Genomic DNA, 25707 nt, shown 5'->3' with positions numbered 1-25707 from the left:
TATAGTTGTTTTAAATAACTTGTAGACGGGCTTCGACTTCGCTCAGCCCTCGGTGTAAGCTAGCTGAGCGAAGTCGAAGCTGTAGTTTTTATTTGAATTATCTATACTTAGTGAAGTTCTCAATTTTTTGTCTGATGGCGGTGTGAGATTGCGCGAACGAACGGTAAATACGGTTCGGCAACTTCTTAGCGCAGATTCGGAAAAGATTGTGGTGTTAGCTCAATCTCATGAAACTTTTTTAGGTGGATTGAAACTGTATGAGCAACGTTTAGATAAGGGCTATAGTCTCACAGATTGTATATCAATGGTAACGATGAAACAAATGGATGTTACCCAAATATTGACTCACGATCATCATTTTACTCAAGAGGGTTTTATAATTCTTTTTCCACGTGATCGCCTACAGCAAACCCTTTAGTAGATAGATTGTTAATGAGATCACCTAGAACCAAAAACTACAAGTGATCGCCTACAGTAAATTCTTTAGCAGATTGATAATTGAGGCAACTATATCTTGATAACAATCCATTTAATCAGAACTTTGCAGGATGACTGATTTATTTTTACAAGAATTTTATATAAAGTAAGATCAACGATGAGGCTAATGTTTATTTTCTCTATAATATTTTCACTTATTGGGGGCTTTTATTTCTATTGTGCTGTGGCAAATACTTTTAGAGCCAAAAGTCGTGAAGAGGCTATTGAAAAATTTGGTCTTGTTGTTCCTGGATCTGGTTATATTTTAGTTGGGATTTCGTTATTTATTGATAATCCGCTACTAATTATAATTTCATCCATATATTATTTATTTTCCGTATCAGTTGGTAGAGCAGTGTATGAATTAGTTATACTCAGTCTATTTCACGATAAATAAATCAGTACTCGCAGTTTCGATCGATAGATAATTGGACTAGCTAATTGCTTAATTCCAGAGATTCTAGCGCCACTCCAAAAGAAAAAAAGACTGCCAAAATTGAAATAATGATAGAAAGAACAATCTTAGAAATTACAACTTACAATACTAGCGATCGCCTTTAAGAAATAGATTGTTGGTGCGATCTAGAAATAATGACTCACAGTAATAGCGATCGCCTTTCTCAAAGTTTTCTATTGTTAGTCTTCATCTTCTTCGGACTCAAATCCCAACCATACGAGTAAGACATCTCCTAAGTCTTCCACTGGAATCGCGTAAACTTGTTGTATGTGGAACTAGGGTTACTAATGCTCGATCCCTATCTAGTGCTGGGATGCTAACAACTAAACATGGTCTGACTTTGGCGACATAGCCAAGATCGACTAGCCAAACTTCTCCACGATAGGGGCTATTCATAAGCTAATTCTTCTTCCTCTAGTATTAGGAAGATATCCTCAGCATTCAGTGTTAATTCTTCGTCAGATAATGGTTCAAAGTCTAAATAAACTGTACGCCTCAGAATTTCTGACAATAAATCTAATCTTTCTGAGTACGTTAGGTTGTCAAAGGTGTTTAGAAGCTCTTGTACTACAGCAGTCATAGCTTTATTCCTTAAGTTATATCTTAATAGATTAACACGATCGCCACTTTACAAAAATCAAACAGCGATCGCCATACCGCAAATCCTTTAGGAGATACATTGTTAATGCGATCACCTAAAAATCACGACTCACAGTAACAGCGATCGCTCTTAGGAGATGGATTGCTGGTGCGATCGCCTAGAAATCATGGCTCGCAGTAATAGCGATCGCTCTTAGGAGATGGATTGCTGGTGCGATCACTTAGGAATAACTACTTACCGTATTCGCGATCGCTTTTCCTAACAACTCCACTCTCCTGTTCTGGATTTTAATCTCTGCTTAACAAATAATTTTTAGGTATACATGATGAAGTTAAGCAAAATTGGTCAATATTAAGGATAATTATTTAGGATCTAAATCACATTGCCGTTAAAAAAAGTTAAATCAAATGAGTGAAATAGTAGAACTTATGAATCTTTCGGAGTTTGAGCTAAGACAACGTATCTCAGAATTGGGTAACTCTAGTCAAGGTGACGAGGTAGCTATATCAACACTTCTAGATTTACTTCAGGCAAATAGGGATGAAATTACAAACTGGAGCATATTGAGGGCACTAGCGAAAATTGCGGTTGGACATGATAGGACAATTCAACATCTACTAGGATTGCTTCAGACGGGACGACCTCCTAGTAAAGTTATTGCCTCTGAAGTCTTGCAAAAAATTGCTATAGGTAATGAAGCAGCAATTGCCTTTTTGATTGAGAATATAGCTAACACCACTGATGAAAATTTTGCTCAAGTTGCGGCAGTAATTATTGAGAAAATTTCACGCGATAGTTCTTTCGCATCTCAAACTCTAATTAATTTAATTTACAATAATACCGATCCCAAAATCCGTGAATTATCTATTAAGATTATTTGTCAAATTGATTTAGGAAGTAAGGAAGGAATAGATGCTATTCTTCACATCCTCAAAACAGGCGAAGGTTTTACTCAAAGAGTGCAGGAGTATTTAGCCGTAAAGGCTGTAGGAAATATAGAAGTAATTGCTTGCCTGAAAAGGATGATCCGAACATCTGGCGAAGATCCCTTAATTTCTAATGCTCGTACTTTTGCCGCAAGAGCATTAATGGAGGTTAACCGTTCTCCCAATGTTCCTAATCCTTCTTATAACAGGTCAAGAGTAGGAATTCCTATGCAAGAGGTTATAACTACAAAAGCGGAATATTTATCCAGTATTAACAATGATGTTATCAACGACTATCTAGAACTCATTAAAATTGGTAATTCTGACGAGCATAGTATTGCCGTATATAATCTCATTGATATAGGCAAAGGAAATAACGACGTTTTTGAAGCCTTGGTGCACCTTCTAGAAAGTAGTCAAGATGATTATCTTAGACGATTATTAATCCCTGGACTATCAAAAATTTCTTTAGGTGTTTCTGAAGAAAAGAAACGAACTGGAATTGAAATTGTCAGGAATCAACTTAAAATATGTCAATCTTCTTTTGAGAAGGCTCAACTTGCAGGTCTTTTAGGTTCTCTAGGTGGGGCTAATCAAGAAACAATTGATATGTTAGAACAAATAAGAGAGGAAGGCGTTAATGCTGATCGGGAAAGACTTCAGCAAGCAACTCAAAGAATGCAAGAGGCAGGGTTGTCAGAAGAGCAAATTTCCAATGCTCTAGCTTCTATGTCTTCAAACTTATCAATTGAACAATCTGCTGCAATATATAATCTTGGACTCATACAGGGTGAAGTTAATGGTATCGGAGTTTTGTTAGATAAGCTCAAAACTATTACCAGTCATGAAGAACTCGCCACAATTCTTGTCGCCTTGAGAAAACACGGCAGCGATCACCCTGAAGTTTTTGAGGCATTGTGTGAAGTGGTGAGAACAGCCATAAGTCCAGATCTTTATGGAATGGCAATATGGGGATTAGTTGATATGGGAGATGATAAGCCAGAAGTAGTTAATTTGATGAATGATGCGATCGCTTCTCATCCCAATCCTTTTGAGGTGCTGATGGTTAGAGCAAGTATTTACGAACAAAGACAACAACTCGATCAAGCTTTAGAGGACTGCGATCGGGCAATTAGCCTGAATACAGAAGATGCGAGTCCTTGGTTTATCAAAAGTAAGATCTTTTTTGATCAAGCAAGATATCAAGAATCCATAGCTGCGAATCAACAACTGCTAGCATTTTTCCCTGAAGATTGGTCGGTATGGTACAACATTGCCTGTTGTTATTCTAGGCAGAACCAATTGCAGCAGGCTATAGAGGCATTAAGCAGAGCCATAGCGATCGCGCCTTTAGAGGTTAAACCTGCTGCGTTAGATGACCCAGACTTAGAAAGTCTATCTGCTATGCCAGAATTTCAAAAACTGATCAATCAGGATTGAGACAACAAATTAAGACTCACCTGACAAAGTCTCCTTGCTCAACTGCCACTTGCATTAGTTCATAAAATGAACGGTATCTATGAGCACCTGGTAACTTATTCCCAAAATGCCATGCTTCCCATTCTCCTGTTTCGGGAAAAATGACCTCTGGAATTAGTAGATAAATATCCCCATCACCACCACGACAAGTTACTTCTAGGGCAGTTTTTAGATACCTGTTTCGCATATAAACGCAGTCTTGGTTATCCCCATAAATGAAATACTTTTCGTCAGGAATATCATCATCATCTGCCCAAGCATCAACCCAGTCTTGATTTCTGGCTACAAACCAATCTACTTCTTCAGTTGACCAAAGATTCATTTCAAATCCACACCTAGCCCAACCGTTAGAAACTTTGAGAAACTCACGATAGGAAGGGGGAAATTTAATACCAAGGCGATTTTCAGCCGCAACGATTTGCTCTTCAGAAGCGCTAGGGAAGCCTAACCATTTTGACTCAATCATTTCGGGAGTAATATCCCACTTGTCATAAGCTTGATAGACTTCCTGCTCTTCAAGATCTGCAATAATTTTATGACTAAACTCGCGGAGTAGTTCTTCCCAATTAAAGGTTGACGACATATGCTTAAAACCACTATGGCAATACGATCACAGTTTGTCAGACAAATAAAATATTGGCAAGTTTTATCAGTAAAGTTAGAGCTTATTCGCCAATGACCGCCTAAGATCTCACAGCAATAATATAAGCGATCGCTTTTTAGAAATAGATTGTTGGTGCGATCTAGAAATCATGGCTCACAGTAATAGCGATCGCCTTTAGTAGATAGATTGTTAGTGCGATCGCCTAAAAATCACGACTCATAGTAATAGCGAGCGGCTTTAGAAGATAGATGTTGAGGCGATCGCGGCAATATCCAGAACGATCGAGATCGCTGTGATAGCGGTTTTTAGAGCGGGTCGCAACTTAGGTTAAAGTAGGAATCTTAAAGAGCTTTCTAAATTTAGATTATCGTTTTTGGGTATTCAGCGACCCCAATTAGTGCATGACCATCAAGAAGAGAATGGCATTGCAAAGCAATGCCATTCTCTTCTTGGATTAATTATTTTGCAGCAGCCAAACATTCTCTCTTGCCGCACATTTTCCCTTCAAACCACCATCAACAGTTGTGCTGCTGAGAAGAGTTAAATTATAAGTACCCAGATAGTGCTGGCTTACTTCCTCGTTACTAATTGCAAAAGGAGGTCCAGCCATTGAGCTTTGGTCGTATTCATAGCAAATTAGCAACTGCGGTGCTTTATGAGTAATCTTCATTAAGTGTGTTGTGTATTGATTGCGTAGAGCCTCAGGCAGAGCCACCAAAGCAGCCCTGTCATAAATTGCATCGACTACGCCAAGCATCTCGCCAGACAAATGAAATATATCACCAACAAATATGTCAATATCTATCGCGCTGTAGCGCTCTAATTCACCAATTCTCGAGATTTGGGGCTCTACCCCAAGTTCTACAAACAATTGCTCGATAGCGATTTTGCTCAATTCCGCTCCAGCAACTCGGTAGCCATTAGAAAGCAACCAAGAAATATCAAGAGTTTTGCCGCACAGTGGTACAAATACAAGGCTTCCCTTTACTAGAGATAGCTCTTTAAAATATTTGACCAGTAGTGAGTTAGCCTCTCGGTTGTGGAAAGCAATATCATTCTTTTCCCACTTTTGATGCCAAAAGCTTGCATCCATAACAACCCTTTTAAACAACCCTTTTAAACAACCCTTTTAGCAATTGATTTACAACTAAAATTTAGTTGTAAATCAATTGCAGTTTATGATACTCCCAAAAAGGAAAGAATTTATATGGTAAGGGTGGACGGCGTAAAGTGAGCCACCCTTACCTATTTCGCACTAAGTAGCTAGGCATAATTAATTACAAACCAAAACCCGTAAAGTTGCGCCCAGTAGGGGCGCAACTTTACGGGTTTTGGTAATTTACTTTGCCCAAGCACTTATCATAGCTATAGCCACTTATTTTTTGATTAGGCTGATAACGTTAAAGAACAGACCCAGAGTCTATGCCGCTTAAAATCTAGAACGCGATCGCAACTTTATTGAGGCATCCAGCCTGCAAACTGCTTCTCAACTGCCTTGAGGGGAGCGTGAATCTCAGAAAATACTCCTTGTGACACAGGATCGGGATAAACATCTTCAATACCATTTTCAACTGCTTGCAAAATCAAATTGGCAACTTCAATCGGCGCGACCTTATCCATTGGAACTGCTTCTGCCATATCCGTATCAACTGGACCGGGAAATACACCAATGACTTGCGTTCCCTGCGCGGCTAGTTCGGCGCGGACACCTTGGGTTAAGGAATTAAGGGCTGCTTTAGAAGCGCTATAGGAGCTAAAAACAGGTGCATTAGCAACGGATACTACCGATAAAATATTGACGATCGCGCCGCCACCATTCCTCTTTAAGATTGGTGCAAAAGCGCGAACCATTGAGAGCGTACCGAAGTAATTGGTATTCATCTCCCACTGTGCCGTTTCGATACTATTTTCGACAAATAAACCCCCAGCACCCAATACGCCAGCGTTGTTAATTAGGAGGTTCACATCTTGAGCTTGCTCAGCCGCTGCAATCACTTGTTCGGGATTGGTAATATCTAAGGCAATGGGAATAATTCGATCAGTCGCGATCGCGACGATATCCTTGAGCGACTCAATCGAACGAGCAGTAGCGTAAATGCGGCTTGCACCTGCTTTGACTAGGGCTTCAACATCGGCTTTACCAATACCGCGATTTGCACCTGTCACAAATGCGATCGATCCTTGAATGTTCATAACAATCTCCTATTTTGATTGGTTGAGGTTTGGTTGATTTGAATTTGGTTAATTTAGGTTTGGTGAATTCAGTCGAAGCAGCTTAACGCTTTGGCTTTCTTAGTTGGTGTTTGACTTACCCGCTTTCTATATTTCTAATATTGACTCATGCAAACGCATTTGATAAGACAAAAAAATGGAATATGATTTATCCTTATTTGGCATAAATCAACCTATGGATCGCCTCGACTGCATTCAAAGCTTTGTGCGTGTGGTAGAAACGGGAAGTTTTTCGGCGGTAGCTAAGGAGTTTAGCACCACTCAGCCTGCCATTAGCAAACAAATCGCTGCCTTAGAAGAGTATTTAGATGTACAACTCCTAACCCGTTCTACACGCAAGCTCCAGTTGACGCAGGAAGGAGAGCATTTTTTGGCTCATTGTCAATTGCTTTTAGATGCGGCTTCGGAAGCGATCGCCAGTGTTGGTAAGCGTCAAAACCTTACGGGGAAGTTGCGCGTAAATTGTTCCGTTTCCTTCGGACAGTACCAAATCATTCCCTATCTAAAGGAATTTCTCAGTCGCTATCCCGAACTGCAACTGGATCTATCGATGAGCGATCGCTTTATCGATTTTCTCGAAGAAGGGATCGATCTCGCAATTCGGATCGGTGAAGTAAGCAACCCGAACTTAATCCTGCATCGCATCGGTATTACTCGGCGAGTGACGGTTGGTTCTGTCGATTATTTTCGCGATCGCCAAGAGCCGAAAACACCTGTGGATTTACTCGAACACAATTGTATTGTTTACTCGAATCTGACGACAGGGAATAATTGGCACTTTCAACTTCCAGCTGGTGGCTCGACCCAAGTCACTGTCAAGGGTAATTTGCAAGTGGATAGTTCTAATGGAATTCGCGAGGCGATTTTATCGGGTTTGGGTATAGCAGTCTGCCCTGTTTGGGTTCTGGGGGATCTCATCCATTCTGAAGATATACAAGTAATCCTCAAGGACTATCAGCCCATATCCCTGCCGATCTACGCTGTCTATCGTCGAGGACGCTTTATTCCTGCCAAAGTGCGTTGTTTCATCGAATATTTCACAGATAAGTTCAAGCTCAATCCTTGGGTGTCTGGCTTATAACTAGTAAGTAGCTAGGCATGAGTAAACTTAAAACCCTAGGATAGCGTACCGCCTGCTACGCGGGCGGTACGCTATCTGGTTTTGTTTTTTGGCTACTTAGAAGGATAGCCTCTTTCTCACCAATCTAGAAATGCGTTGACGGAACGTATTATTCAATCTTTCAATATGATTAGTTTGCCCAGTTTCCTTTCCAACAGGTCTATGACGTTTACTAGGAATAACTTTAGAATAAGACTGCCAAAAGTCGGTATAAGCAATAGCACATTGACGATAAACAGGAGGCTTGACCTGTAGAGGAACCTGCCTAAATTTAGTGTTAACGTAGTTTTATAACCATGAAAAACTTATACCCGTAGCTCTAGCAATGTCACTTAGAGAAATTCGCTCCAGTAGGAGTTTATCAATTAATAGTTTAATGTCCAAAGAAACACTTTGATTATTAGGATTAAGCACAAACTGACGACCACAATCTTTACATTGACGTTTAGGTTTACCATTGTGAGTGGAACCATTCTTAATGGTTTGATAAGAACCACAATGAGGACAAGATTGTTCTGAATTAGTGTTATTAGCAATCTGTTCAAGATTTTCATCTTGAACAGATTGCTGAGACTGATCCAACAGAAAAAAGATTACGGCTAGAATAGTTTTCATAAAAAACAAGATTCCGAAGCTTATTTTTAGGAGAGATTTAATATTAGTAAATATTTTACACAACCTATACTAGTTAGGCTATTAGCTTCACCACTACTTGCAGATCACTACCGACAGATTGTTAGTGCAATCGCCTAAAAATCATGGTTCGTGGTAAGAGCGATCGCGTTTTGGGGATAGGTTTCTGGTGCGTTCGCTTTTTGCTATTGAAATAGGAAATTAGGCGATCAGTTTATGGTGAAGATGATATTATTTTTCTAAAGAGCAAGAGTAAATCATGACTAAAAGTAACAGCTTTACAGCCATTATCTACAAAGAAGATGATATGTACATTGCCGAATGTCCAGAGGGGGGTACAGTCGATCAAGGAGAAACAATTGAACAGGCGATCGCAGGATTAAAAGAAGCGACTCGGATGTATTTAGAGGAATTTCCTCTTCCAAAAACGTCACCTAGATTTGTGACCAGTATTGAGGTTAGCTATGCCTAAAATGCCACAAATCTCAGCAAAAGAAGCAATTCGTGCGTTAGAGCGCTTAGGATTTGAGCAAGTTCATCAAACTGCTGGAGCAAAGTAATGAAAGAGTGGTATAAAGAAGACCTTGCATACATTCATGATGTTGGTCATAGCGATTATGCTCTCAATTCAGCCCCTTACATAATCGCAATTTTGGCTCAAAACAACATTCGAGACGGTTTAGTAGTGGATTTGGGCTGTGGAAGTGGATTGTCAGCATTAGAACTCACGAAAGCACATTATCAGATTTTTGGGGTAGATATTTCTGAGTCTCTGATTGCAATCGCTAGAACCAGAGTTCCAAGTGCTGAGTTTCGAGTTGAGTCACTATTTAAGATCCATATCCCATCTTGTAATGCGGTTATCTCAATCGGTGAATGTCTCAATTATCTGTTTGATGATGATAATAATTATCAAATACTTTTTCAACTTTTTGAGCGTATTTACAACGCATTAGCTCCGGGGGGTATTTTTGTTTTTGATATTGCAGAACCTGGTCAAGTGATACAGGGCATTAGGGTTAAAAGTTTTTCCGAGGGTGAGGATTGGATAGTTCTTGTTGACAAGGAGGAGGATCAGGAGAAGTTAGTCTTAAGCCGTCGCATTGTCACTTTACGCAAGGTGGGAGAATATTATAGGCGAGATGACGAGTTACATTATTTGCGTTTGTATAAAGCAGCAGATATTGCTGAAAAGTTGAGACAAGTCGGTTTTACTGTCGGGAGTATGACTAGTTACGGTGATTACAAGTTACCAAAAGCTCACGTTGCCTTTGTTGCACGGAAATCAATGTGATATAGAAAATTAGGCGATCGCAATATAGCAGAGCATTTAGCAGATAGCTAAAATTACGACTCACATTAATTGCGATCGCTTTTAGAAGATAGATTGTTAATGCGATCGCCTAAAACTCACGACTCATAGTAATAGCGATCGCTAATAAGCGGCAATTAAGGAAGCATCTATAGATTGAGCAACTTCTGTCAGGCTTGATGGAGACAAAGGGAGTAATCTATTGATAGCCAAGGAGGATATTTCATTGATTACATCTGCTGTTGAAATATATCACGCAAGATTCCGCAAGGTGCTTGAGTACATTGATGCTCATCTGGATGAAGACCTCACCGTCGATCGCCTCAGCAGCGTTGCGGCATTCTCGAAATATCATTTTCACAGGCAGTTCTCCGATTTTTTCGGGATTAACGTCTATAAGTACATTCAGCTCAATCGCCTGAAGCGTGCTGCTTATCAACTAGCTTTTCGCGATCGCAGTTCGATTATCGATATCGCACTGGCTAGTGGCTACGAAAACCCTGAATCCTTTTCTCGCGCCTTCAAAAAGAGCATAGGGCAGACCCCTTCCGATTTCAGAACTCAGCCGCAGTGGAATCCTTGGCACTCAATTTACCAACCATTAAGCGATCTAAGAGTCAATCACATGAAATCAGAAATTCAACCTGCACAAGTCAATCTAATCAATTTTAAAAATACCAAAGTTGCTGCTCTTGAGCACCGTGGCGACCCAAATCTCATAGAGAACTCTGTACGCAAGTTTATCGAATGGCGAAGACAGAACAATCTACATCCTAATATCAGTGCCACCTTCAATATTCTCTATGACAATCCAGCCGAAGTTGCCCCTGACGACTATCGCTTGGATATCTGTGCAGTAACAGAACGCGAGGTAGCTGACAATTCATTTGGGATTGTAGAAAAAACTATACCCGCTGGTAGATGCGCTGTATTACGGCATGTTGGGTCTGACACTAACCTTGGTGAAAGTATCACGTATTTGTACTCCAAATGGCTACCTTTGAGTGGAGAAGAACTGCGAGACTTTCCTCCGTATCTTCAGAGAGTTAGTTTCTTCCCTGATGTGCCTGAGCATGAGGCGATCGTCGATATTTTTCTCCCCCTCAAGTAATACCAAAACACAAAATGGCGTTGCCATTTTGTGTTTTTAAAACCCTTAATGGGTTTGGTTTTCAATTCCCAAAAGTGTAGCCACACTTTTGGGAATTGGTATAACCTCACCGCAGATTAGACGAAGCCTTGGACTTCTAGTGAGTGTCACAAGAAAGCGATTGCCTCGGTGAATTCTGCCGAGAGCTCGCTAATAATCATCAATTACGGCAGATAAAGATGCGATCGCTATGTTCTAAGAGTAAATTTTGCAAAGCGATCGCTTAAAGCAAACTCTTTAACAGATTGATAATTGGTGCGATCGCCTAAAAATCACGACTCATAGCAATAGCGATCGCCTTTAGAAGATAGATTGTTAATGCGATCGCCTAAAAATTATGCCTCACAGTAATAGCGATCGCCTTTTATGCTTTCTAAATCTGACTCGCGACCGTCTCGATCGTATTGCGTAACCATTGATGCTCTTCATCGCGATCGCACAACACACTCCACAACATCGAAACTGTCCAAGATGGCGTTTCGATTGGCAGTTCAAAAATGGCGAGATTACAGGACTTAGCCATATTCAGGGCAATGCGTTGAGGCACAGCCGCAACTAGATCGCTAAAAGCGATCGCAAAGGGCAGAACTAACATGTGCGGGGTGATTAAAGCAATTCGGCGTTGTAAATTTTGGGCTTACAAGGCTCGATCGATCGCGCCTTACGGTCATAAGCCCATGAGATAGTTGAGAAAATGCTTCCAAACTCATCGTTCCATTTGTTAATGCAGGATGCCCCTGACGCACAATGCCCCCAAATCGCTCTTGAAAAATTGCTTCCAATTGAGTTTGTCTTGGCGGATCGGGGAAAACTCCCAAGGCGATATCAATCATGCCATGTTCTAACAAATCGCCCGCACTATCTTTCTCAAACCTAATGGTATTGAAATTAACGAACGGCGCATTTTGCTGGCAGAATTGCAGAAGCGGCGGAAGGAACTACAGGGCAGTAGCATTTTGATCAATGCCTATTCTCCTAGTTGGATGAAAACGGATATGGGCGGCTCTGATGCACCCTTTACTGCCGATGAAGTCGCGGAAACTGCGGCGTATTTGGCTACCTTGCCAGAGGATGGCGATCAAGGTGGTTTCTTTGCCGAAATGCGGAAGTTTGGCGGTTCGATCGCTTTGCCTTGGTAAGAAATCCCCCGATCTTTTGTCTCAATTGCTACGGCTCGCAAACCCAAACAATTAGCAGAGTTAGTCAGCAGCTATACTGACTTTGAAACTAGTTAGCCTATAAAATAGGACAGACAAATGAAATTTGGATACACGATCGTTTATGTCTCAGATGTGGCTAGTTCGATCGCTTTTTTTGAAAATGCTTTCGGATTTAGCAGGAAATTTGTAGATGATTTGGGAACCTATGGCGAACTCGATACTGGCGAAACAACTTTATCTTTTGCCGCCCATTCCTTGGGAGAATCCAATCTTCCAAATGGTTACGTTGCCGTAGATTCCTCAGACAAGCCCTTGGGCATAGAGATTGCGTTTGTAACCGATGAAATTGAATCTGCCCATCAAAAGGCGATCGCCGCAGGTGCGATCGAAATCAAAGCTCCTACAGCTAAGCCTTGGGGACAGATAGTTTCCTATGTAAGATGTCCCGATGGAACGCTTGTCGAACTATGTACTCCTATTTCTTAAAAGGTGAAAAATCATGATAGAAACGCTAACTGACCTTGTACCCGCCCAAGCGATCGCTAAATTTCCTGTCAATTCCTTTTTAGAAAGTATTGTTGTCGATGCGGACAATAATTTATTCATCACCAGTCATTACGAAGGTAAGGTCTTTCGCATCGGTGCTGATGGAGTTGTCGCAACCCATGTAGCGATCGCAGGCAAAGTAACTGGCTTAGCATTAACACCAAAAGGAGAACTGCTGCTGTCAGGTTGGGACGAGAAGGATACTTCTGTAGTATGGCTAATTGCTAGCGATGGAACGGTCGAACTTTTGACGGAATTGCCAGAAGCAATATTTTTGAATGGATTGACTCGATTGGATGGCGATCGCTACTTAATTGCTGATTCCTATCGCGGTGCAATCTGGGAATTGAACGTATCAACGAAAACGGTTAGCATTTGGTTAGAACATGCCGATCTCGCGCGAACTTCACTCGAAGAAGTTACTCCTGCGGTAAATGGTTTAAAAATTTACGATAATTTTCTCTATGCTTCCAATACGCAAAAGAAGCAGATCGTAAAGATTCCCATTCTCGCCGATCGCTTGGCAGGAGAACCAGAGATCTCGATCGCGGGAGTTAATATTGACGACTTTGCCTTTGATATCGAGGGGAATCTCTACGGTACGACTCACGTTTTTAATAGTGTGGTGAAGATCGCTTCAGATGGCTCTGTCACTACGATCGCTCAACTAGAGCAGGGCATGGCAGGTAGTACGGCTTTAGCTTTTGGCACATCTGAAGGCGATCGCACGAGCATCTATGTCACCACCAACGGAGGCATGTCTTTCCCTCCTACTACTGGGGTTGAATCGGGAAAGGTGGTAAGGCTTGAGGTTGGTATTGCTGGACTGCCATTGGTTTAAGAAACCATTCAAGAATTAGTTTCTACGGTCAAAGACTCTAAGAGATCCCCCTCAATCCCCCTTACGAAAGGGGGAAGAAGATAATTTAATTGATTCTCCCCCCTTACGAAAGGGGGGCTGGGGGGGATCTAGATAATTCTTAAATGGTTTCTAAATCTCGCTAATCACTAATATCTAAACAAATGAATCAAAGCGATCGCATGGAATCAGATGATACTCCCGTAACCGTTGATGTTGCTCTCAATGTTAAGCCTTCTTGTGAGCAGGAATTTGAGGGAATCTTAACAGAAATGATCGCTGCTGCCGAAATGTTTGAAGGTCATCTGGGAGTAAATGTCTTTCGCCCCGATGACACATCAAATCTTCAGTATCGGATTGTATTCAAATTCGATCGCCTGAGCAATTATCGGCTGTGGGAAAGTTCAGAAATTCGCAAAGGTTATCTCGCCAAGCTAAATCGATTGCTCGTAGATGAAAGCAAGCTTCAGGTTCTCACTGGCTTGGAAACTTGGTTTACTCTATCCACCAATAAGGCGATTTTACCGCCACCGCGCTATAAGATGTTCCTTCTCACTTGGGGAATTATCTTTATCTTAATAAATTTCATGAATAGATTGGTAATCCCAAACCTCTCTTTTTTGCCTCCGCCTCTAGCGACTTTGCTGGTTTCAGGGCTGATGGTATTTGCGATGACTTACATTATCATGCCAAGAGTTACTAAGCTTTTTGCAAAATGGCTCTATCCAAAAGTCTCTTAACAAATTCATTTATACGTGTAGGAAGCATGGGTAAAGATACACTGAAAAACACTCAATGAAGCTGAATTTTACTAGCTAAATCTCCATTTGGGTATGTTACCCTAAAAAATCTTGTTGTCACATTCATTAGTTGCTTTATCTGACAAGTTGTATAATATTTATTTCATGCAAGTATTTATCCTGTAATCTGCAAGATAATACATAAACTATAGAGCTACATCTTAGTTAAAACGTTCTATTCAAAGAGGATAAGAAGTATGCCAAACGAAGATCTTGCCATAGATGATATGAGCTTGAATCTCACTTCTCATTTCCCCCTATCAGAAGTTATTATGACAGAAGATACTGCCTCATCTCCAGCCAAAAATATTGATATCTTGTCCTACCGTTCATGCGATCAGGCATGTCGTCATTGCTCTTATGTGGAATCTGAAAGATCTCAAGAGAGACCACATAGTTCTGACGCAGAAGTTGATTTCATTCACTTACTAAGGTCAAACTACCCCAACTCCACTTTCTTCTTATACCCCCGCGACATTGTGACTGCAACCCCACTAATACCAGTTATGAAGGAAATCAATCAGTCAGAAACATTAACTAATGGGAATCGGCTAGATGTTGCTCTTGTAGATAGATTGCTGGAAAGCGGAATCAAGAGGATTCAAATTACTTTATTTGGAACTGCGGCTGAACAGCAACGGTATAATCGAAATTCCCCAGAAGAATTTGAGCGAATCAAAGCAAACATTCAATTATGTATCGAACGTGGATTGCGTGTGCAAGTGAATAACGTTCTGTCCCGCGAGACTATGGAGTCCATGGAACTTCTTGGAAATGAGTGCGTTCGGCTTGGTGTCCGACGACTTCGATTTATCAGATTGCAGCCTGTTGGAGATGCGATTAATTCATTTGAATCGAATGTATACCTAACACAGAGCGATTTAGAGGATTTTATTATTCCAACAGTTGAGCGTCTCAAACAGAAATTTCGCCGCCAGTTATCTCTGTATTTTGCGGTCAACTTTGGTCCAAATTTCTATGGCATGACTCCTGAAAAGGCACGGGAGATGCTCCGCAAACGATCGCCACAGTCATCTTCAGATACTTTTTGTCCAGCGATCGACGGGCAATATTGGAATATCTCAACCAAATCAGGCAATGTTCACTGGTGCTTCAATAACCTTGCTGAGGGTAATACGCGCATTGGCAAGGTGGACTGGGAAACAGGTCTTGTCACTCTTGATCGCCCTGTAGACCTATCCCGCGAAACTCTTCATAAGAAGTTGAGAGGGATTTGTGCTGCCGAAGCTTGCCCATATCAAGAGGCATGTTTAGGAGGATGCCGTAGTGCTGCAATCTCCTTTGCATCGGATGACACTTGGGAAGATCGATTCTATGCTGGTATGGATATGTGCCTCACACCAGCTTATTCTCGATACCATAACAAATCTACTTAGTTGTTGATTTCGAGAAGTTATTGGCGATCGCAAGGTTAAGAGATTGATAGGCGATCTGGGCATAATATATCACATCATTGGAGAGACCAAAATCATGATATTTTAACTTAGAGTTATTTTCAATTCATTTAGAATTACCATAGGAAGTTTTTAAAACTTGAAATAGGAGGATTATGGAAATTAACAAATTGGCTTTGAGCATGATCTCAAGCACATTGAGTATAAAAATATTGACTACTATATCCAAAATACCTGAGTCAGTAATCGTAACTTTGAACTTAGTCCTCTTCGGTAGCTGGGCTATTAGTACTGGGACTCAACTCTACATCATATTACAGGCATTTAAACAGGCATTTAAACAAGATAAATTTGACCAAGCTATTCTATGCTTGTTTGTCCCCTTTTACGTAGGATTCTTTGCATCAAAGAAATCCAATCAACAAACTAAAGCTTTTTATGTGTGGGGAGTAAGTACATTGACATTTTTTACTGTCATAGTGATTTATATTATTATGGCAGCACTTAGATTATAAAGTCAGCCTAATAATTGCTTATGATAAATCTACTTAGTTGTTGAGTTTCGAGAAGTTATTGGCGATCGCTTTCAGAATGTGTCCCGCCTCAAAGTTTGAGAAACTGATAGATGAAATACCACATCAATTTTTTGCTCCTACAATACTCAAATCATCTGATGCTGAGATTCTCCATCTTTTCGGGCAGCAATGGCTATCTATAAAGGATATTAGCGTAATTCTCAAGCTTTCGTCGATTAGAGTAGAATCTCTATTGTCAGATGCGGCGATAAAATTACGATTTTCCCGCCATCGCCAGATAAATCTATATCAACGGAGTGGAGTGGAGATGTTAGCGGACAAACTTAAAATAGAGTCTCGAAAAGAGATAGCTGAACAGCTTGCGCTTCCTCTTTAGGTTTTGTTTTTTTGTTAGAGGTTTTTTGAGAAGCCTTGCTAGAGGATTGCTCTACTCTTGGCTTGAGAGAACTTGGTTTATGGGGTTTGATTTCGACATGAGCGACTAACCAAGTTCGCAAATTCACTGCTTGCTCGGTATCCAATCTATTCAAGTCAAGCCCCTCTGGAAATAGTCGTGGATTGCGCTCGGATATCCAATCTGACTGTTCGTTAAAATCAGACATCGCAAAAGGAATGGGAAATTCAGGCATTCTGGCTAAATAGGGTAAGACATTTTCTTGTTCGCGAAAAGCCGATCGCTGTCGTTCTAATTGCTTGACTCTTTTCTGTCTTGCCTGTTTGTAATCGAGCATCGGTGCAGGATAGCCGTACATCTGCAAATTTCCTGCCAACTTTTCAATGGGAACTTCCGACAACTCTGGTAGCCAACGCTTAATAAATTTGCCCTCGGGATCGCATCTAGCGATCGCAACTTCACCTGGATTGTAAATCCGCGTCCATGATTTATCGACACAGTGAGTGACCCCTGCTTGCATTGCCCATTGATAATGGTCGATCGCGCAGTCTGCATCAAGCAAATGTTGCATAAAGTGTAAAGCTCCGTAGCGCCAATCCATTCCCAATAGGTTGCTCAGAAAGCTTGAATAGATAGCTCGACTGCGAAAGTTCAACTCTTTCCAGCCTCCCGTTGCTTGCAAACACCGAGCCGCCGCATCAACGATGGGAAATCCCGTCAGTCCCTGTTGCCATTTTTGATAGCACTCAAGATCGAATTCCCATCCTTCATCGTCAAAGATTGAGTATAGCGATCGCAATTCTAGCTGAGGTATATAGCGAAATCTCTGATGGAAGCCACTCCCCCAACGCAATCGCGAAATTAACTGCTTGCTGCTACGGCGAACCCGAAAATCGGGATCGTTGGTAAAGGCTTTAGCAAATTGCACGCATTCTCTTATCGAAATTGCGCCAACTTTGATATAAGGACTTAAGCCAGTGGTGGCTTCAGCGCTAGGATAGGATAGTTGCCAATAATAACTTTCGGCTTTGCTATCAAAAAATTCTTTGAGAAGCGATCGCGCTGGTTCCGTTCCCCCTGCGGGAATGATTTTAAGATCGCTTTTATGCCCTAGCTCTTCTAATGTGGGAATAGGTTCGCTAGTTATATCGTCTGGTACGGCTATTCTCTGGGGTGGCGGCGCGATCGGCGCATTCATATCTTCATACCAGCGATCGCGATACTTGGGATAGGCAATTAGTTCGTCAATACTAGCTGGTGGCTCGAACCAGCGTATTTTCATTTGTCGTTCGGCTAAAGCAACATTCAGCTTGGCATCTCTGACTCTGCAATAAATGCGATCGCAATCCGTATGCGCGTATATTCCCTCTGCTTGGCTTTCGGCAATCAGATTCGGTAAAATTTCTGTGGGATTGCCAATTTTTAAAATTAACCTGCCGCCAAGTTTCCGCAGATCTAGATCCAGAGATTTTAGACATTCCAAAGTAAAAGCAATCTGCGCGGGACAAGCTTCAGGATGATGCAGTAGCGATCGCTCAAAAATGTAGATCGGAATGACTTGACCTCGGCGAGCCGCTCTTTGCAGGGGCTCACAATCATGTATGCGTAAATCCTGTCGAAACCAGACAACTGTGAGCGGCATAGAATCGTACTAAAAATTTAGCTAGATAATTATTAGCGATGTGTCATTCTTATCCTTCCACATCATCATTTCGCAATTAATTACAGTATATCAAGATTCTAATCTATACGGCTTAAATCGACTACTATTGCAGCATGAAACAAATTAATGGCGATCGCAAAGTTAAGGAATTGATAGGCGATCGCCTCCAGAAAACTTTTAACAGATAGATAATTGAGGCGATCGTCTAGAAATCACGACTTACGGTAATAGCGATCGCCACTTCAAAAAAATCAAACAGCGATCGTATTCCCAATACCCCAAATTTATCTATTTAAACTTGAGCTAACTGCTGATTGTTTGATGAACGAGGTTGAATCGTTTTTTGGATTTCTTCTCCCGCCAACTCCTCCGCTAGGCGCAACTCATAAGCTTTTTGCAAATTAAGCCATAGTTCTGCACCAGTACCAAACCATCGTCCTAGACGTAATGCAGTATCAGCCGTGATACCTCTTTGCCCTTTGAGGATTTGCGTAATCCGATTTGTCGGAATATGGAGCGATCGCGCAAGTTCTGATGCACTAATTCCCAGTTCTTCTAGTTCATCAGCTAAGATTTCGCCAGCGTGAATTGCGGGTCTTGCCATAGTTGTTTTCTCCTTTAGTGATAATCGACAATTTCGATATTAAATGGATGATTTTCCGTTTCTGTCCACTCAAAGCAAATACGCCATTTGTCATTTATGCGGATGCTGTACTGCCCTTTTCTATCTCCACCTAATGCCTCAAAACGATTGCTTGGCAAAGCCATTAAGGATTCTTTATTAGGTGCAGCTTCTAGAATTTCTAGACGTTTGTATGCTTGTCTTTCAAAAGCCTGAAATTCTTTGACACGATCGCCAGCAGCAAATTTGGCTGTGCGTTTGTCCTTATATTTTTGAGGCATAGGCAAATTTTACGTGTTACGTCAAGCATAACATTTATATCGCAATTTCCTAAGAAATCAAATAGCGATCGCCTAAAAATCACGACTCATACTAATAGCGATCACCTTTAGAAAATAGATTGTTGATGCGATCGCCTAAAAATAATGCTTCATAATGTTTGTTGTGTATATTTTGTATTGACAACGTAAATACATTTTGACTAAAATACAAAATATGGATGTATATTTTGTACTAAACAGTATTAACTTCGTTTGGAATGACTAGAAAGCTCGAATTAATCCTGCTAATCATGATGGTGTGATATTTCAGCAAGCTACCGAAGCCTTTTTTGATCCATTTTTAGTAGTAGTTGACGCAAGCAGAAATGATGAGGAACGAGATGCTGTAATTGGTTTAGATAAGCGATGGAATCTTCTCTATGTTGTGTACGTTGAGCGAGAAAATGATGTGATTCGGATTATTTCAGCAAGAAAGGCAAGGAGCGTGAATATTATGAAAACTGAAGCTTTAAAAAAACGTTTAGATCGAAATCGTCCAATGGCGACTGTAACAATCCGTATTCCTGAAGATGTAATTGAAGATTTGAAAAAAGTCGCGCCATTATTAGGCTTTTCGGGATATCAGCCTTTAGTTCGGGCTTATATTGGTCAGGGACTTCGTGCTGATCTTGAGAGATTGGATGGAGATACTGTTTCTATATTTATCGAGAGTCTAAAACGTCATGGGGTAAGCGATGAGGTGATTCGTGAGGCTTTAAGTGAGGTTGCTTAGTTATATTTTCGCATGTTCCTAGTATCGCGATCGCATAGAAATCAAAACTCACAGTAATTGCGATCGCCTTTAGAAGATCGATTGTTGATGCGATCGCCTAGACATCACGACTCACAGGAATAGCGATCGCCTTTTAGAGATAGATTGTTGATACGATATGTAAAAAAAATGATTGGGAAATATTGTATATTATCCAAGTTAATAATTGAGGAAATTTCAAATGGGAGCTAATGCGTACTTTTACTTTACCAAGTATCAATCCGATATAAACATTGCATTGCAAGAATTGCGCCAACAAGAGTTTGAAGCAGGAAGGTATGACCCTGCCATGAATATGCATGATCCCGACATGTGGATGTTTAAGTTTGAGTTTCCTCCGAATGTAAAATCTATTTCTCCAGGTGCTAAACATTCATCAATTGAAGAAGCTATTAAAGAAGCTGTAGATTGCGGAACATGCTCTATCCTTGACATTGTGAGGATATCCGACTCGCCAGAGTCAAGTGCAGCTTGTCCATTATCCCCAGAGGCTTTAAAAAGACTTTTTGGTACTATCAAACCCACTAGAGAATTAGTAGAAAAAGTTATTTGTGAGGAGGAATCTATGGTTTTTTGGGAAGATGGCTACGATATGTTTGATGATTTCTGGAATGTTATTTGGCGTGGGCAGGGTAGATACATCATTTTATATGATGGAGAAGATCCTTCGGAGATTTTCTTTGCAGGTTATTCATGGGATTAATAATAGATTTTTGCTAACAATAGAAAAGCAAATCTGACAAACTCGAAACATGTTGATAGAAGATATCACCTAAAATCACGACTCATAGTAATAGAGATCGCCTCAGAAAATAAATTGTTGATGCGATCGCATAGAAATCAAGGCTCACAGAAATAGCGATCGCTTTTATGAAGATAGATGTTGATGCAATCGCCTAAAAATCACAACTCACAGTAGCGATCGCTTTTAGTAGATAGATTGTTGAGGCGATCACCTAGAAATTATGACTCACAGTAGTAGCGATCGGCTGATTTTGGGGGGCGTGAAGAGTTTGGGATTGACGTACCATTATAATTTAAGCACTAGAAAATAATATTTTGCTAAATTTATGAGTAACACTTAAGGAAATTGACACTTATGCTAACTTTGCAAATTACAAAAGATCAGGTTTTTACTTTGATCGATCAACTCTCTCTTAATGAGCAGCAAGAAGTTTTACAATATCTAGTCGAAAAAACCCGTGAGGATCGTGATGATACCCCTGATGATATTGTTGTCGAGGGTATTAGACAAGGACTCAAAGAGGCGATGAGTGGTCAAACTATTCCTCTGTCTCAGATGTGGGAGGGGATTGATGTTGAGTAATTCTATCGAAATTTTTCTGACTTCCCGTTTCAAAAAAGATCTCAGTCAATTAGCTAAACGTTATCGTTCAATTCGTAAGGATCTAGAACCTCTAATTGAGCAGCTTAAATCAGGAAAAGTTTTAGGCGATCAAATTTCTGGTTTGAATAATCAAGTATTTAAGGTTCGTCTCAAAAATAGCAATATTCAAAAGGGAAAAAGCGCAGGTTATCGGGTTATTTATTATGTGAAAACTGAAGCCAGTGTAGTTTTGGTGACGATTTATTCTAAGTCGGACACATCAGACTTAGAGAATAATGTGATCGAAAAAATTATTAAGGAATTTGTGGAGGAATAGGTATCGTTGATGCGATCGCCTAGAAATCACGGCTTACAGTAATAGTGATCACCTTTAGAAGATAGATTGTTGAGGCGATCGCTGTTTTGCTTATTGTGTTCTTGCAATTTATGTGAGTTTACTTTGTCATAGCCTTCCAGTGATGGACTAAAGTTGACTGATACCACCATCAACAGCAATTTCAGAACCCAAAATGTAGCTAGAATCTGATGTACTCAGGAACAAAACTGCTTTTGCAATTTCTTCAGAAGTGCCAAATCGTTTCATTGGAATTTGCGCGACGAATTTCTGTGCGTTTGCTTCAACAGCCTCCTGAGACAGTCCAGTTTTACTGTGAAAAGGGGTGGCAATTGCACCAGGACTAATCGCATTCACGCGGATTCCACGATCGATTAGCTCAGCAGCAAATGTTCTGGCTAGGGATCTCACAGCAGCTTTGCTGGCTGATACAACGCTAGTATTTGGAAGACCGAGACTTCCAATAAAAGAGGTATTGAGAATGATAGCAGCACAGTCGTTGAGATGAGCAAGAGATTTTTGAACGGTAAAGTATAGTCCTTTTAGATTGATTGAAAACACTTCGTCATAAATGGCTTCGGTCGTAGCTGCCAATGAAGTAAATCTTCCCATCCCAGCATTTGCGAATAGAATATCAATCTTACCAAATTTTTCTGCGATCGCTTTGTAAAGGTTGTCAATCTGCTGTAAATCCGCTACATCAGCTTGAAGGGCTAGGACATCTCCTCCGATTTCTATCGCTGCGGCATCCAAGGAAGTGCGATCGCGTCCAGCAATAATCACTCGAGCGCCTTCTTGACTGAATAATTTGGCGGTCGCCAATCCAATTCCACTACTACCACCAGTTATCAAAGCTACCTTGTTCGTTAATTTCATTATTTTTGCCTCCTATGCAAGCGATCTAATCAAAACATAGGAGACTATCTAATGGGAAGTATTTACTAAAAAGTGCTATACTTACCTAATAGTGAAAATAGCCATGAATAAGGATTCTACGCAATGGAGACACTATCGATTCAGCAGGCAAAAGCCTCACTTGCCAAGAAAAAAAGGTTCAGTTCGGCTTGCGCTGTGCCACAAGTTCTTGATCGAATTGGCAGTAAATGGGCGATTTTGATCGTTTACGCGCTCTCTCAGGGGACAAAGCGATATAGTCAAATCCAACAGCTTATTGAAGGAGTATCACCCAAGATGCTGATTCAGAATTTGCGAAAATTAGAAGGTTGTGGATTGGTAAAACGGGTTGTCTATCCAGTGGTTCCACCTCAGGTGGAATATTCTCTTACTCCACTAGGTGAAACTCTAGTTGAACCTCTGGCAATGCTTTATACATGGTCAGAAGCACATATCCATGAGTTGGTTGAGAATCCGTTAGAAAATAACAAAATGATCGAGAAGACTTATGCTTTGAAATAGGCGATCGCCTATTTCAAAGCCTTTAACAGATAGGTAATTGAGGCGATCACCCAGAAATAACAACTCACAGTAATAGCGATCGCCATAATCAAAAAATTTAATCTGCCTGTTGACACTAAACCGTCCAGACGGTATAGTTATTTTCAAGACAAGTCCATTGTCTTAATTTTTTAGTATTCAGGCAGAAGGTTATGGTTGCTGAGCGAAGTCGAGGTATGGCAGAGGCTTTAGAGGTAGGCAAGCGATCGCGATCGGCGACGCGAGAATCACTGCTTAATGCGGCGGGTGAAGTCGTTTTGCGCTTTGGGGCTGACGCTTTGACCCTTGAGGCAGTGGCAAAGGAAGCTGGCGTAAGCAAAGGCGGATTGCTCTATCATTTCCCTAATAAAGAAGCTCTACTGACGAGCATGGTCGCAAACCTGATCGCCGAGTTCGAGCAATTACTAGAGATAGAACTCACTCGTGAAAGCGAGCTTACTGCCAAGGGTGCTTGGTTGCGGGCTTACATCAGGGCTGGAGATATATTCGATCGCCAGAATGCGGCAATTCAGTCGGGATTGTTAGCGGCTGTCGCTAAGGATAGTAAATTCCTGCAACCATACCAAGAAGCGGCTATCCGTTGGCATCAGCAAGCCTGCAATTGTGGTATTGCTCCACTCAAGGCAGGTGTAATTCTCTTAGCTGCGGATGGACTTTCTTGGAATCAGTTACTAAGACTGAACTGCATTTCTGATGAGGAGCGATCGCAGGTAATTGCCGAACTAATTCGCATGACCTATGCGGATAAATGAGAATTATCTTCTTCCCCCTTTTTAAGGGGGATTGAGGGGGATCTCCAAATTTCTTTGAAATAGATTAGTAAAACATGACATCTCAATCTTTCTTTAACTCCCGCCATCTTTGGCTTGGGGGAATTTTCCTTGCGACTCTAGCTACAGGAATTTCTATTTATAGCGTCGTCTCTTCGAGCAAGCCAAATACTACAAATAATACTCCAGCGATCGCCAATGCGACCTTGCCCGTAACGGCACTGGGTCGATTGGAACCAGAAGGAGAAGTCATGCGTTTAGCGGCTCCTGTCGCCCTAGATGGTGATCGCTTAAAAGAACTGCGCGTCCAAGTCGGCGATCGGGTGAGAGCAGGGCAAATTATCGCCGTACTCGATGCTAGCGATCGCTTTGCCGATGAAGTTGTCCAAGCCAAGGCACAGGTGGAGATCGCCCAAGCAGAACTCGCAAGGGTTAGGGCTGGCGCAAAACAATCGGAAATTCAAGCGCAGGAAGCAACCATCGTGCGCTTGCAAGCGGATTTACGCGGTAGCGATGCAACCCAGTCCGCGACGATTGCTCGATGGCAATCGGAAGTTCGTACTGCGGAGACAGAGTTGGCGCGTTTTCAACAACTCTATGCCCAAGGCGCAGTCTCTTCTTCAGTTTTAGATACCAAACGCCTCACTGCGGAAACGGCTCGCGCTCAGCTACAGGAAGCACTGAGCAATCGCGATCGCCTTGCTAATACTCTCCAAGCCCAAGTTCTTGAAGCAACTAGTACTCGTGATCGCATTGCCGAAGTAAGACCCGTCGATATTGCTACCAAAGCTAAAGAAGTAGACAGTGCGATCGCCGCTCTCAATCGTGCCGAGACGAACCTTGCCCAAGCCTATATTCGCGCTCCGAGAGATGGACAAGTCCTCAAAATCCGCACGCGATTAGGGGAAAAGGTAGGCAATGATGGCATTGTCGAATTAGGTGCAACCGATCGCATGGTGGCCGTGCTGGAAGTCTATCAAACGGAGATCGATCGCGTCAAAGTTGGACAATCCGCAATAATTACAGGACAAGCATTTCAAGGCGAAGTTAAGGGTATTGTTTCGCAAGTTGGCTTACAAGTGGAACGTCAGCGCCAAGCGACCAATCAAGCAGGAGAGAATCTCGATCGCCGCGTGATTGAGGTTAAAGTGCGTTTAAGCCCAGAAGATAGCCGCCGCGTGGCTGCTTTTACCAACTTACAGGTTCAAGGCAAGATCCAGCTTTCATCTACAAATTAATATCATCTTAATATCATCAGGAGGTCTATTTATGAATATTTTCAATGACAAAATGAATGTTAGGAATGAAGAGCCGCAAATCCTTGCTCTTCAGCAATCTCAAATTTCTATTGCTGCAAAAATGATGGCGACAACTTTCTTTCCCGATCCTCTATCTTGCTATCTTATTCCCAATGAAAGCGATCGTTTAGGAATCCTCGAAAAATTTTGGAGCAAGACGATCAAGCAGGATTTTCCTTTAGGGCATGTCTATTGCAGTTATCAGGAGCATAGCGATACTTCCGCTTCGCTCGGCAATCCTCAACTGTTAGGGATTGCTAGCTGGTTGCCTCCTAACGCCAAGTCACCGTCATTATTACAATCACTTCCCCACATTTTTGAAATATTCTTACAGAATGGTTTTCTTTCCACAAGCAGAATACTTAACGTCTTGACTAAAACGGAAGCCTATCGCCTGCGTGACTGTCCGACACCGCATTGGTAT

The 25707-nt window shown here is 41.4% G+C and carries 29 protein-coding genes and 5 pseudogenes; 22 read left to right on the top strand and 12 right to left on the bottom strand.

Features of this window, described 5'->3' with window-relative positions; genetic code table 11:
- Positions 1–127 precede the first annotated feature (127 nt).
- Positions 128–418: a type II toxin-antitoxin system VapC family toxin gene (locus AC805_RS18520; RefSeq protein WP_156341465.1), complete on the top strand. Its 291-nt coding sequence runs from the start codon at positions 128–130 to the stop codon at positions 416–418.
- Positions 419–1180: 762 nt separating this feature from the next.
- Here AC805_RS18520 and AC805_RS24910 read toward each other — a convergent pair.
- A pseudogene (locus tag AC805_RS24910) lies at positions 1181–1330 on the bottom strand (type II toxin-antitoxin system PemK/MazF family toxin); the annotation flags it as partial.
- Entirely contained in the window at positions 1323–1514 is a 192-nt protein-coding gene (locus AC805_RS18510) for a hypothetical protein (protein ID WP_055076750.1), read from the bottom strand. The pseudogene AC805_RS24910 and the gene AC805_RS18510, both read right to left, overlap by 8 nt.
- 428 nt (positions 1515–1942) lie before the next feature.
- On the opposite strand from AC805_RS18510, the gene AC805_RS18505 reads away from it, so the two are divergent.
- Positions 1943–3901, top strand: a complete 1959-nt coding sequence (locus AC805_RS18505; protein ID WP_082429544.1) for a TPR end-of-group domain-containing protein — start codon at positions 1943–1945, stop codon at positions 3899–3901.
- A gap of 16 nt (positions 3902–3917) precedes the next feature.
- Here AC805_RS18505 and AC805_RS18500 read toward each other — a convergent pair whose 3' ends face one another.
- The 3 genes from AC805_RS18500 to AC805_RS18490 form a co-directional block, all read right to left on the bottom strand.
- The gene (locus AC805_RS18500; RefSeq protein WP_055076748.1) at positions 3918–4523 is read right to left on the bottom strand and encodes an SMI1/KNR4 family protein; all 606 of its coding nucleotides are present in this window, start codon (positions 4521–4523) and stop codon (positions 3918–3920) included.
- A gap of 475 nt (positions 4524–4998) precedes the next feature.
- Positions 4999–5637 carry a thiopurine S-methyltransferase gene (tmpT, locus tag AC805_RS18495; protein WP_055076747.1) on the bottom strand — a complete coding sequence of 213 codons (639 nt, stop codon included), beginning with the start codon at positions 5635–5637 and terminating at the stop codon, positions 4999–5001.
- A 362-nt stretch (positions 5638–5999) separates the two neighbouring features.
- The gene (locus tag AC805_RS18490) at positions 6000–6737 is read right to left on the bottom strand and encodes an SDR family oxidoreductase (protein ID WP_055076746.1); all 738 of its coding nucleotides are present in this window, start codon (positions 6735–6737) and stop codon (positions 6000–6002) included.
- A 214-nt stretch (positions 6738–6951) separates the two neighbouring features.
- On the opposite strand from AC805_RS18490, the gene AC805_RS18485 reads away from it, so the two are divergent.
- Positions 6952–7857, top strand: a complete 906-nt coding sequence (locus AC805_RS18485) for a LysR family transcriptional regulator (protein ID WP_055076758.1) — start codon at positions 6952–6954, stop codon at positions 7855–7857.
- A 99-nt stretch (positions 7858–7956) separates the two neighbouring features.
- Here AC805_RS18485 and AC805_RS26965 read toward each other — a convergent pair.
- Positions 7957–8433, bottom strand: a pseudogene (locus AC805_RS26965) (IS1 family transposase); the annotation flags it as partial.
- 355 nt (positions 8434–8788) lie between these two features.
- Between AC805_RS26965 and AC805_RS18475 the strand changes: the two are divergent.
- The 4 genes and pseudogenes from AC805_RS18475 (at position 8789) to AC805_RS18465 (ending at position 10952) form a co-directional block, all read left to right on the top strand.
- The gene (locus AC805_RS18475; protein WP_055076745.1) at positions 8789–9001 is read left to right on the top strand and encodes a type II toxin-antitoxin system HicB family antitoxin; all 213 of its coding nucleotides are present in this window, start codon (positions 8789–8791) and stop codon (positions 8999–9001) included.
- Positions 8994–9074: pseudogene (locus tag AC805_RS27490) on the top strand (type II toxin-antitoxin system HicA family toxin); the annotation flags it as partial. The gene AC805_RS18475 and the pseudogene AC805_RS27490, both read left to right, overlap by 8 nt.
- A gap of 14 nt (positions 9075–9088) precedes the next feature.
- Positions 9089–9823 carry a trans-aconitate 2-methyltransferase gene (locus tag AC805_RS18470; protein WP_055076744.1) on the top strand — a complete coding sequence of 245 codons (735 nt, stop codon included), beginning with the start codon at positions 9089–9091 and terminating at the stop codon, positions 9821–9823.
- A 247-nt stretch (positions 9824–10070) separates the two neighbouring features.
- A complete protein-coding gene (locus AC805_RS18465) occupies positions 10071–10952 on the top strand; it encodes an AraC family transcriptional regulator (RefSeq protein ID WP_055076756.1) in 882 nt (293 codons plus the stop codon).
- A 412-nt stretch (positions 10953–11364) separates the two neighbouring features.
- On the opposite strand, the gene AC805_RS18460 is transcribed toward AC805_RS18465, so the two are convergent.
- Both AC805_RS18460 and AC805_RS18455 read right to left on the bottom strand, forming a co-directional pair.
- The gene (locus AC805_RS18460; protein ID WP_055076743.1) at positions 11365–11586 is read right to left on the bottom strand and encodes a hypothetical protein; all 222 of its coding nucleotides are present in this window, start codon (positions 11584–11586) and stop codon (positions 11365–11367) included.
- Positions 11555–11869, bottom strand: coding sequence for a hypothetical protein (locus AC805_RS18455; protein WP_231663764.1), 315 nt, complete (start codon positions 11867–11869; stop codon positions 11555–11557). Before AC805_RS18455 ends, AC805_RS18460 begins: the two co-directional genes overlap by 32 nt.
- 54 nt (positions 11870–11923) lie before the next feature.
- Here AC805_RS18455 and AC805_RS18450 point away from each other — a divergent pair.
- The 6 genes and pseudogenes from AC805_RS18450 to AC805_RS26960 form a co-directional block, all read left to right on the top strand.
- Positions 11924–12130, top strand: a pseudogene (locus AC805_RS18450) (short-chain dehydrogenase); the annotation flags it as partial.
- Between the two features lie 117 nt (positions 12131–12247).
- A complete protein-coding gene (locus AC805_RS18445; RefSeq protein ID WP_055076740.1) occupies positions 12248–12637 on the top strand; it encodes a VOC family protein in 390 nt (129 codons plus the stop codon).
- A gap of 13 nt (positions 12638–12650) precedes the next feature.
- Complete coding sequence (locus tag AC805_RS18440) at positions 12651–13538, top strand: SMP-30/gluconolactonase/LRE family protein (RefSeq protein WP_055076739.1); 888 nt, start codon at positions 12651–12653, stop codon at positions 13536–13538.
- 182 nt (positions 13539–13720) lie between these two features.
- Positions 13721–14296, top strand: a complete 576-nt coding sequence (locus tag AC805_RS18435) for a hypothetical protein (RefSeq protein ID WP_231663754.1) — start codon at positions 13721–13723, stop codon at positions 14294–14296.
- A gap of 257 nt (positions 14297–14553) precedes the next feature.
- Positions 14554–15753, top strand: coding sequence for a radical SAM protein (locus AC805_RS18430; protein WP_156341463.1), 1200 nt, complete (start codon positions 14554–14556; stop codon positions 15751–15753).
- Between the two features lie 173 nt (positions 15754–15926).
- On the top strand, positions 15927–16286 hold the full coding sequence (locus AC805_RS26960; protein WP_055076737.1) for a hypothetical protein: 360 nt from the start codon (positions 15927–15929) through the stop codon (positions 16284–16286).
- A gap of 344 nt (positions 16287–16630) precedes the next feature.
- Here AC805_RS26960 and AC805_RS18420 read toward each other — a convergent pair whose 3' ends face one another.
- The 3 genes from AC805_RS18420 to AC805_RS18410 form a co-directional block, all read right to left on the bottom strand.
- Positions 16631–18343, bottom strand: a complete 1713-nt coding sequence (locus AC805_RS18420) for an FAD-binding domain-containing protein (RefSeq protein WP_055076736.1) — start codon at positions 18341–18343, stop codon at positions 16631–16633.
- A gap of 313 nt (positions 18344–18656) precedes the next feature.
- Positions 18657–18968, bottom strand: a complete 312-nt coding sequence (locus AC805_RS18415; protein WP_055076735.1) for a HigA family addiction module antitoxin — start codon at positions 18966–18968, stop codon at positions 18657–18659.
- Between the two features lie 14 nt (positions 18969–18982).
- The gene (locus AC805_RS18410) at positions 18983–19267 is read right to left on the bottom strand and encodes a type II toxin-antitoxin system RelE/ParE family toxin (RefSeq protein WP_055076734.1); all 285 of its coding nucleotides are present in this window, start codon (positions 19265–19267) and stop codon (positions 18983–18985) included.
- Positions 19268–19541: 274 nt separating this feature from the next.
- Between AC805_RS18410 and AC805_RS27485 the strand changes: the two are divergent.
- The 5 genes and pseudogenes from AC805_RS27485 to AC805_RS18390 all read left to right on the top strand — a co-directional run bounded on the left by AC805_RS27485 (position 19542) and on the right by AC805_RS18390 (position 21742).
- Positions 19542–19771: pseudogene (locus AC805_RS27485) on the top strand (BrnT family toxin).
- On the top strand, positions 19761–20039 hold the full coding sequence (locus tag AC805_RS27480; RefSeq protein ID WP_055076754.1) for a hypothetical protein: 279 nt from the start codon (positions 19761–19763) through the stop codon (positions 20037–20039). The pseudogene AC805_RS27485 and the gene AC805_RS27480 overlap by 11 nt, the downstream one beginning before the upstream one ends.
- Positions 20040–20259: 220 nt before the next feature.
- Positions 20260–20781: a hypothetical protein gene (locus AC805_RS18400; protein WP_055076733.1), complete on the top strand. Its 522-nt coding sequence runs from the start codon at positions 20260–20262 to the stop codon at positions 20779–20781.
- 396 nt (positions 20782–21177) lie between these two features.
- On the top strand, positions 21178–21405 hold the full coding sequence (locus tag AC805_RS18395) for a hypothetical protein (RefSeq protein WP_055076732.1): 228 nt from the start codon (positions 21178–21180) through the stop codon (positions 21403–21405).
- Complete coding sequence (locus AC805_RS18390) at positions 21395–21742, top strand: type II toxin-antitoxin system RelE/ParE family toxin (RefSeq protein ID WP_055076731.1); 348 nt, start codon at positions 21395–21397, stop codon at positions 21740–21742. The genes AC805_RS18395 and AC805_RS18390 overlap by 11 nt, the downstream gene beginning before the upstream one ends.
- A gap of 147 nt (positions 21743–21889) precedes the next feature.
- Here AC805_RS18390 and AC805_RS18385 read toward each other — a convergent pair whose 3' ends face one another.
- On the bottom strand, positions 21890–22636 hold the full coding sequence (locus AC805_RS18385) for an SDR family oxidoreductase (protein WP_055076730.1): 747 nt from the start codon (positions 22634–22636) through the stop codon (positions 21890–21892).
- 123 nt (positions 22637–22759) lie between these two features.
- Between AC805_RS18385 and AC805_RS18380 the strand changes: the two genes are divergently transcribed.
- From AC805_RS18380 to AC805_RS18365, 4 genes are all read left to right on the top strand, one after another.
- Complete coding sequence (locus AC805_RS18380; protein WP_082429540.1) at positions 22760–23176, top strand: helix-turn-helix domain-containing protein; 417 nt, start codon at positions 22760–22762, stop codon at positions 23174–23176.
- Between the two features lie 191 nt (positions 23177–23367).
- Positions 23368–23967, top strand: coding sequence for a TetR/AcrR family transcriptional regulator (locus AC805_RS18375; protein ID WP_082429539.1), 600 nt, complete (start codon positions 23368–23370; stop codon positions 23965–23967).
- Between the two features lie 74 nt (positions 23968–24041).
- A complete protein-coding gene (locus AC805_RS18370; protein WP_055076728.1) occupies positions 24042–25223 on the top strand; it encodes an HlyD family efflux transporter periplasmic adaptor subunit in 1182 nt (393 codons plus the stop codon).
- 31 nt (positions 25224–25254) lie between these two features.
- The coding region (locus AC805_RS18365; protein ID WP_156341462.1) for a hypothetical protein at positions 25255–25707 on the top strand (453 nt) is incomplete at its 3' end.

Origin of the sequence: Pseudanabaena sp. 'Roaring Creek', from assembly GCF_001402795.1 — a bacterium.
Taxonomy (GTDB): Bacteria; Cyanobacteriota; Cyanobacteriia; order Pseudanabaenales; family Pseudanabaenaceae; genus Pseudanabaena.
Note: the sequence above shows the minus strand (reverse complement) of the source record. Positions and strands in the feature narration are given on the sequence as shown.

What these genes read in the sequence shown, in the direction of transcription:
- AC805_RS18505 (WP_082429544.1), top strand. Translation starts at nt 1,943, where the DNA reads ATGAGTGAAATAGTAGAACTTATGAATCTTTCGGAGTTTGAGCTAAGA.
- AC805_RS18500 (WP_055076748.1), bottom strand. Translation starts at nt 4,523, where the DNA reads ATGTCGTCAACCTTTAATTGGGAAGAACTACTCCGCGAGTTTAGTCAT.
- AC805_RS18395 (WP_055076732.1), top strand. Translation starts at nt 21,178, where the DNA reads ATGCTAACTTTGCAAATTACAAAAGATCAGGTTTTTACTTTGATCGAT.
- AC805_RS18385 (WP_055076730.1), bottom strand. Translation starts at nt 22,636, where the DNA reads ATGAAATTAACGAACAAGGTAGCTTTGATAACTGGTGGTAGTAGTGGA.
- AC805_RS18380 (WP_082429540.1), top strand. Translation starts at nt 22,760, where the DNA reads ATGGAGACACTATCGATTCAGCAGGCAAAAGCCTCACTTGCCAAGAAA.
- AC805_RS18390 (WP_055076731.1), top strand. Translation starts at nt 21,395, where the DNA reads ATGTTGAGTAATTCTATCGAAATTTTTCTGACTTCCCGTTTCAAAAAA.
- AC805_RS26960 (WP_055076737.1), top strand. Translation starts at nt 15,927, where the DNA reads ATGGAAATTAACAAATTGGCTTTGAGCATGATCTCAAGCACATTGAGT.
- AC805_RS18475 (WP_055076745.1), top strand. Translation starts at nt 8,789, where the DNA reads ATGACTAAAAGTAACAGCTTTACAGCCATTATCTACAAAGAAGATGAT.
- AC805_RS18420 (WP_055076736.1), bottom strand. Translation starts at nt 18,343, where the DNA reads ATGCCGCTCACAGTTGTCTGGTTTCGACAGGATTTACGCATACATGAT.
- AC805_RS27480 (WP_055076754.1), top strand. Translation starts at nt 19,761, where the DNA reads ATGAAAACTGAAGCTTTAAAAAAACGTTTAGATCGAAATCGTCCAATG.
- AC805_RS18415 (WP_055076735.1), bottom strand. Translation starts at nt 18,968, where the DNA reads ATGGCAAGACCCGCAATTCACGCTGGCGAAATCTTAGCTGATGAACTA.
- AC805_RS18400 (WP_055076733.1), top strand. Translation starts at nt 20,260, where the DNA reads ATGGGAGCTAATGCGTACTTTTACTTTACCAAGTATCAATCCGATATA.
- AC805_RS18375 (WP_082429539.1), top strand. Translation starts at nt 23,368, where the DNA reads ATGGTTGCTGAGCGAAGTCGAGGTATGGCAGAGGCTTTAGAGGTAGGC.
- AC805_RS18510 (WP_055076750.1), bottom strand. Translation starts at nt 1,514, where the DNA reads ATGACTGCTGTAGTACAAGAGCTTCTAAACACCTTTGACAACCTAACG.
- AC805_RS18445 (WP_055076740.1), top strand. Translation starts at nt 12,248, where the DNA reads ATGAAATTTGGATACACGATCGTTTATGTCTCAGATGTGGCTAGTTCG.
- AC805_RS18435 (WP_231663754.1), top strand. Translation starts at nt 13,721, where the DNA reads ATGAATCAAAGCGATCGCATGGAATCAGATGATACTCCCGTAACCGTT.
- AC805_RS18430 (WP_156341463.1), top strand. Translation starts at nt 14,554, where the DNA reads ATGCCAAACGAAGATCTTGCCATAGATGATATGAGCTTGAATCTCACT.
- AC805_RS18485 (WP_055076758.1), top strand. Translation starts at nt 6,952, where the DNA reads ATGGATCGCCTCGACTGCATTCAAAGCTTTGTGCGTGTGGTAGAAACG.
- AC805_RS18460 (WP_055076743.1), bottom strand. Translation starts at nt 11,586, where the DNA reads ATGTTAGTTCTGCCCTTTGCGATCGCTTTTAGCGATCTAGTTGCGGCT.
- AC805_RS18440 (WP_055076739.1), top strand. Translation starts at nt 12,651, where the DNA reads ATGATAGAAACGCTAACTGACCTTGTACCCGCCCAAGCGATCGCTAAA.
- AC805_RS18410 (WP_055076734.1), bottom strand. Translation starts at nt 19,267, where the DNA reads ATGCCTCAAAAATATAAGGACAAACGCACAGCCAAATTTGCTGCTGGC.
- AC805_RS18490 (WP_055076746.1), bottom strand. Translation starts at nt 6,737, where the DNA reads ATGAACATTCAAGGATCGATCGCATTTGTGACAGGTGCAAATCGCGGT.
- tmpT (WP_055076747.1), bottom strand. Translation starts at nt 5,637, where the DNA reads ATGGATGCAAGCTTTTGGCATCAAAAGTGGGAAAAGAATGATATTGCT.
- AC805_RS18370 (WP_055076728.1), top strand. Translation starts at nt 24,042, where the DNA reads ATGACATCTCAATCTTTCTTTAACTCCCGCCATCTTTGGCTTGGGGGA.
- AC805_RS18470 (WP_055076744.1), top strand. Translation starts at nt 9,089, where the DNA reads ATGAAAGAGTGGTATAAAGAAGACCTTGCATACATTCATGATGTTGGT.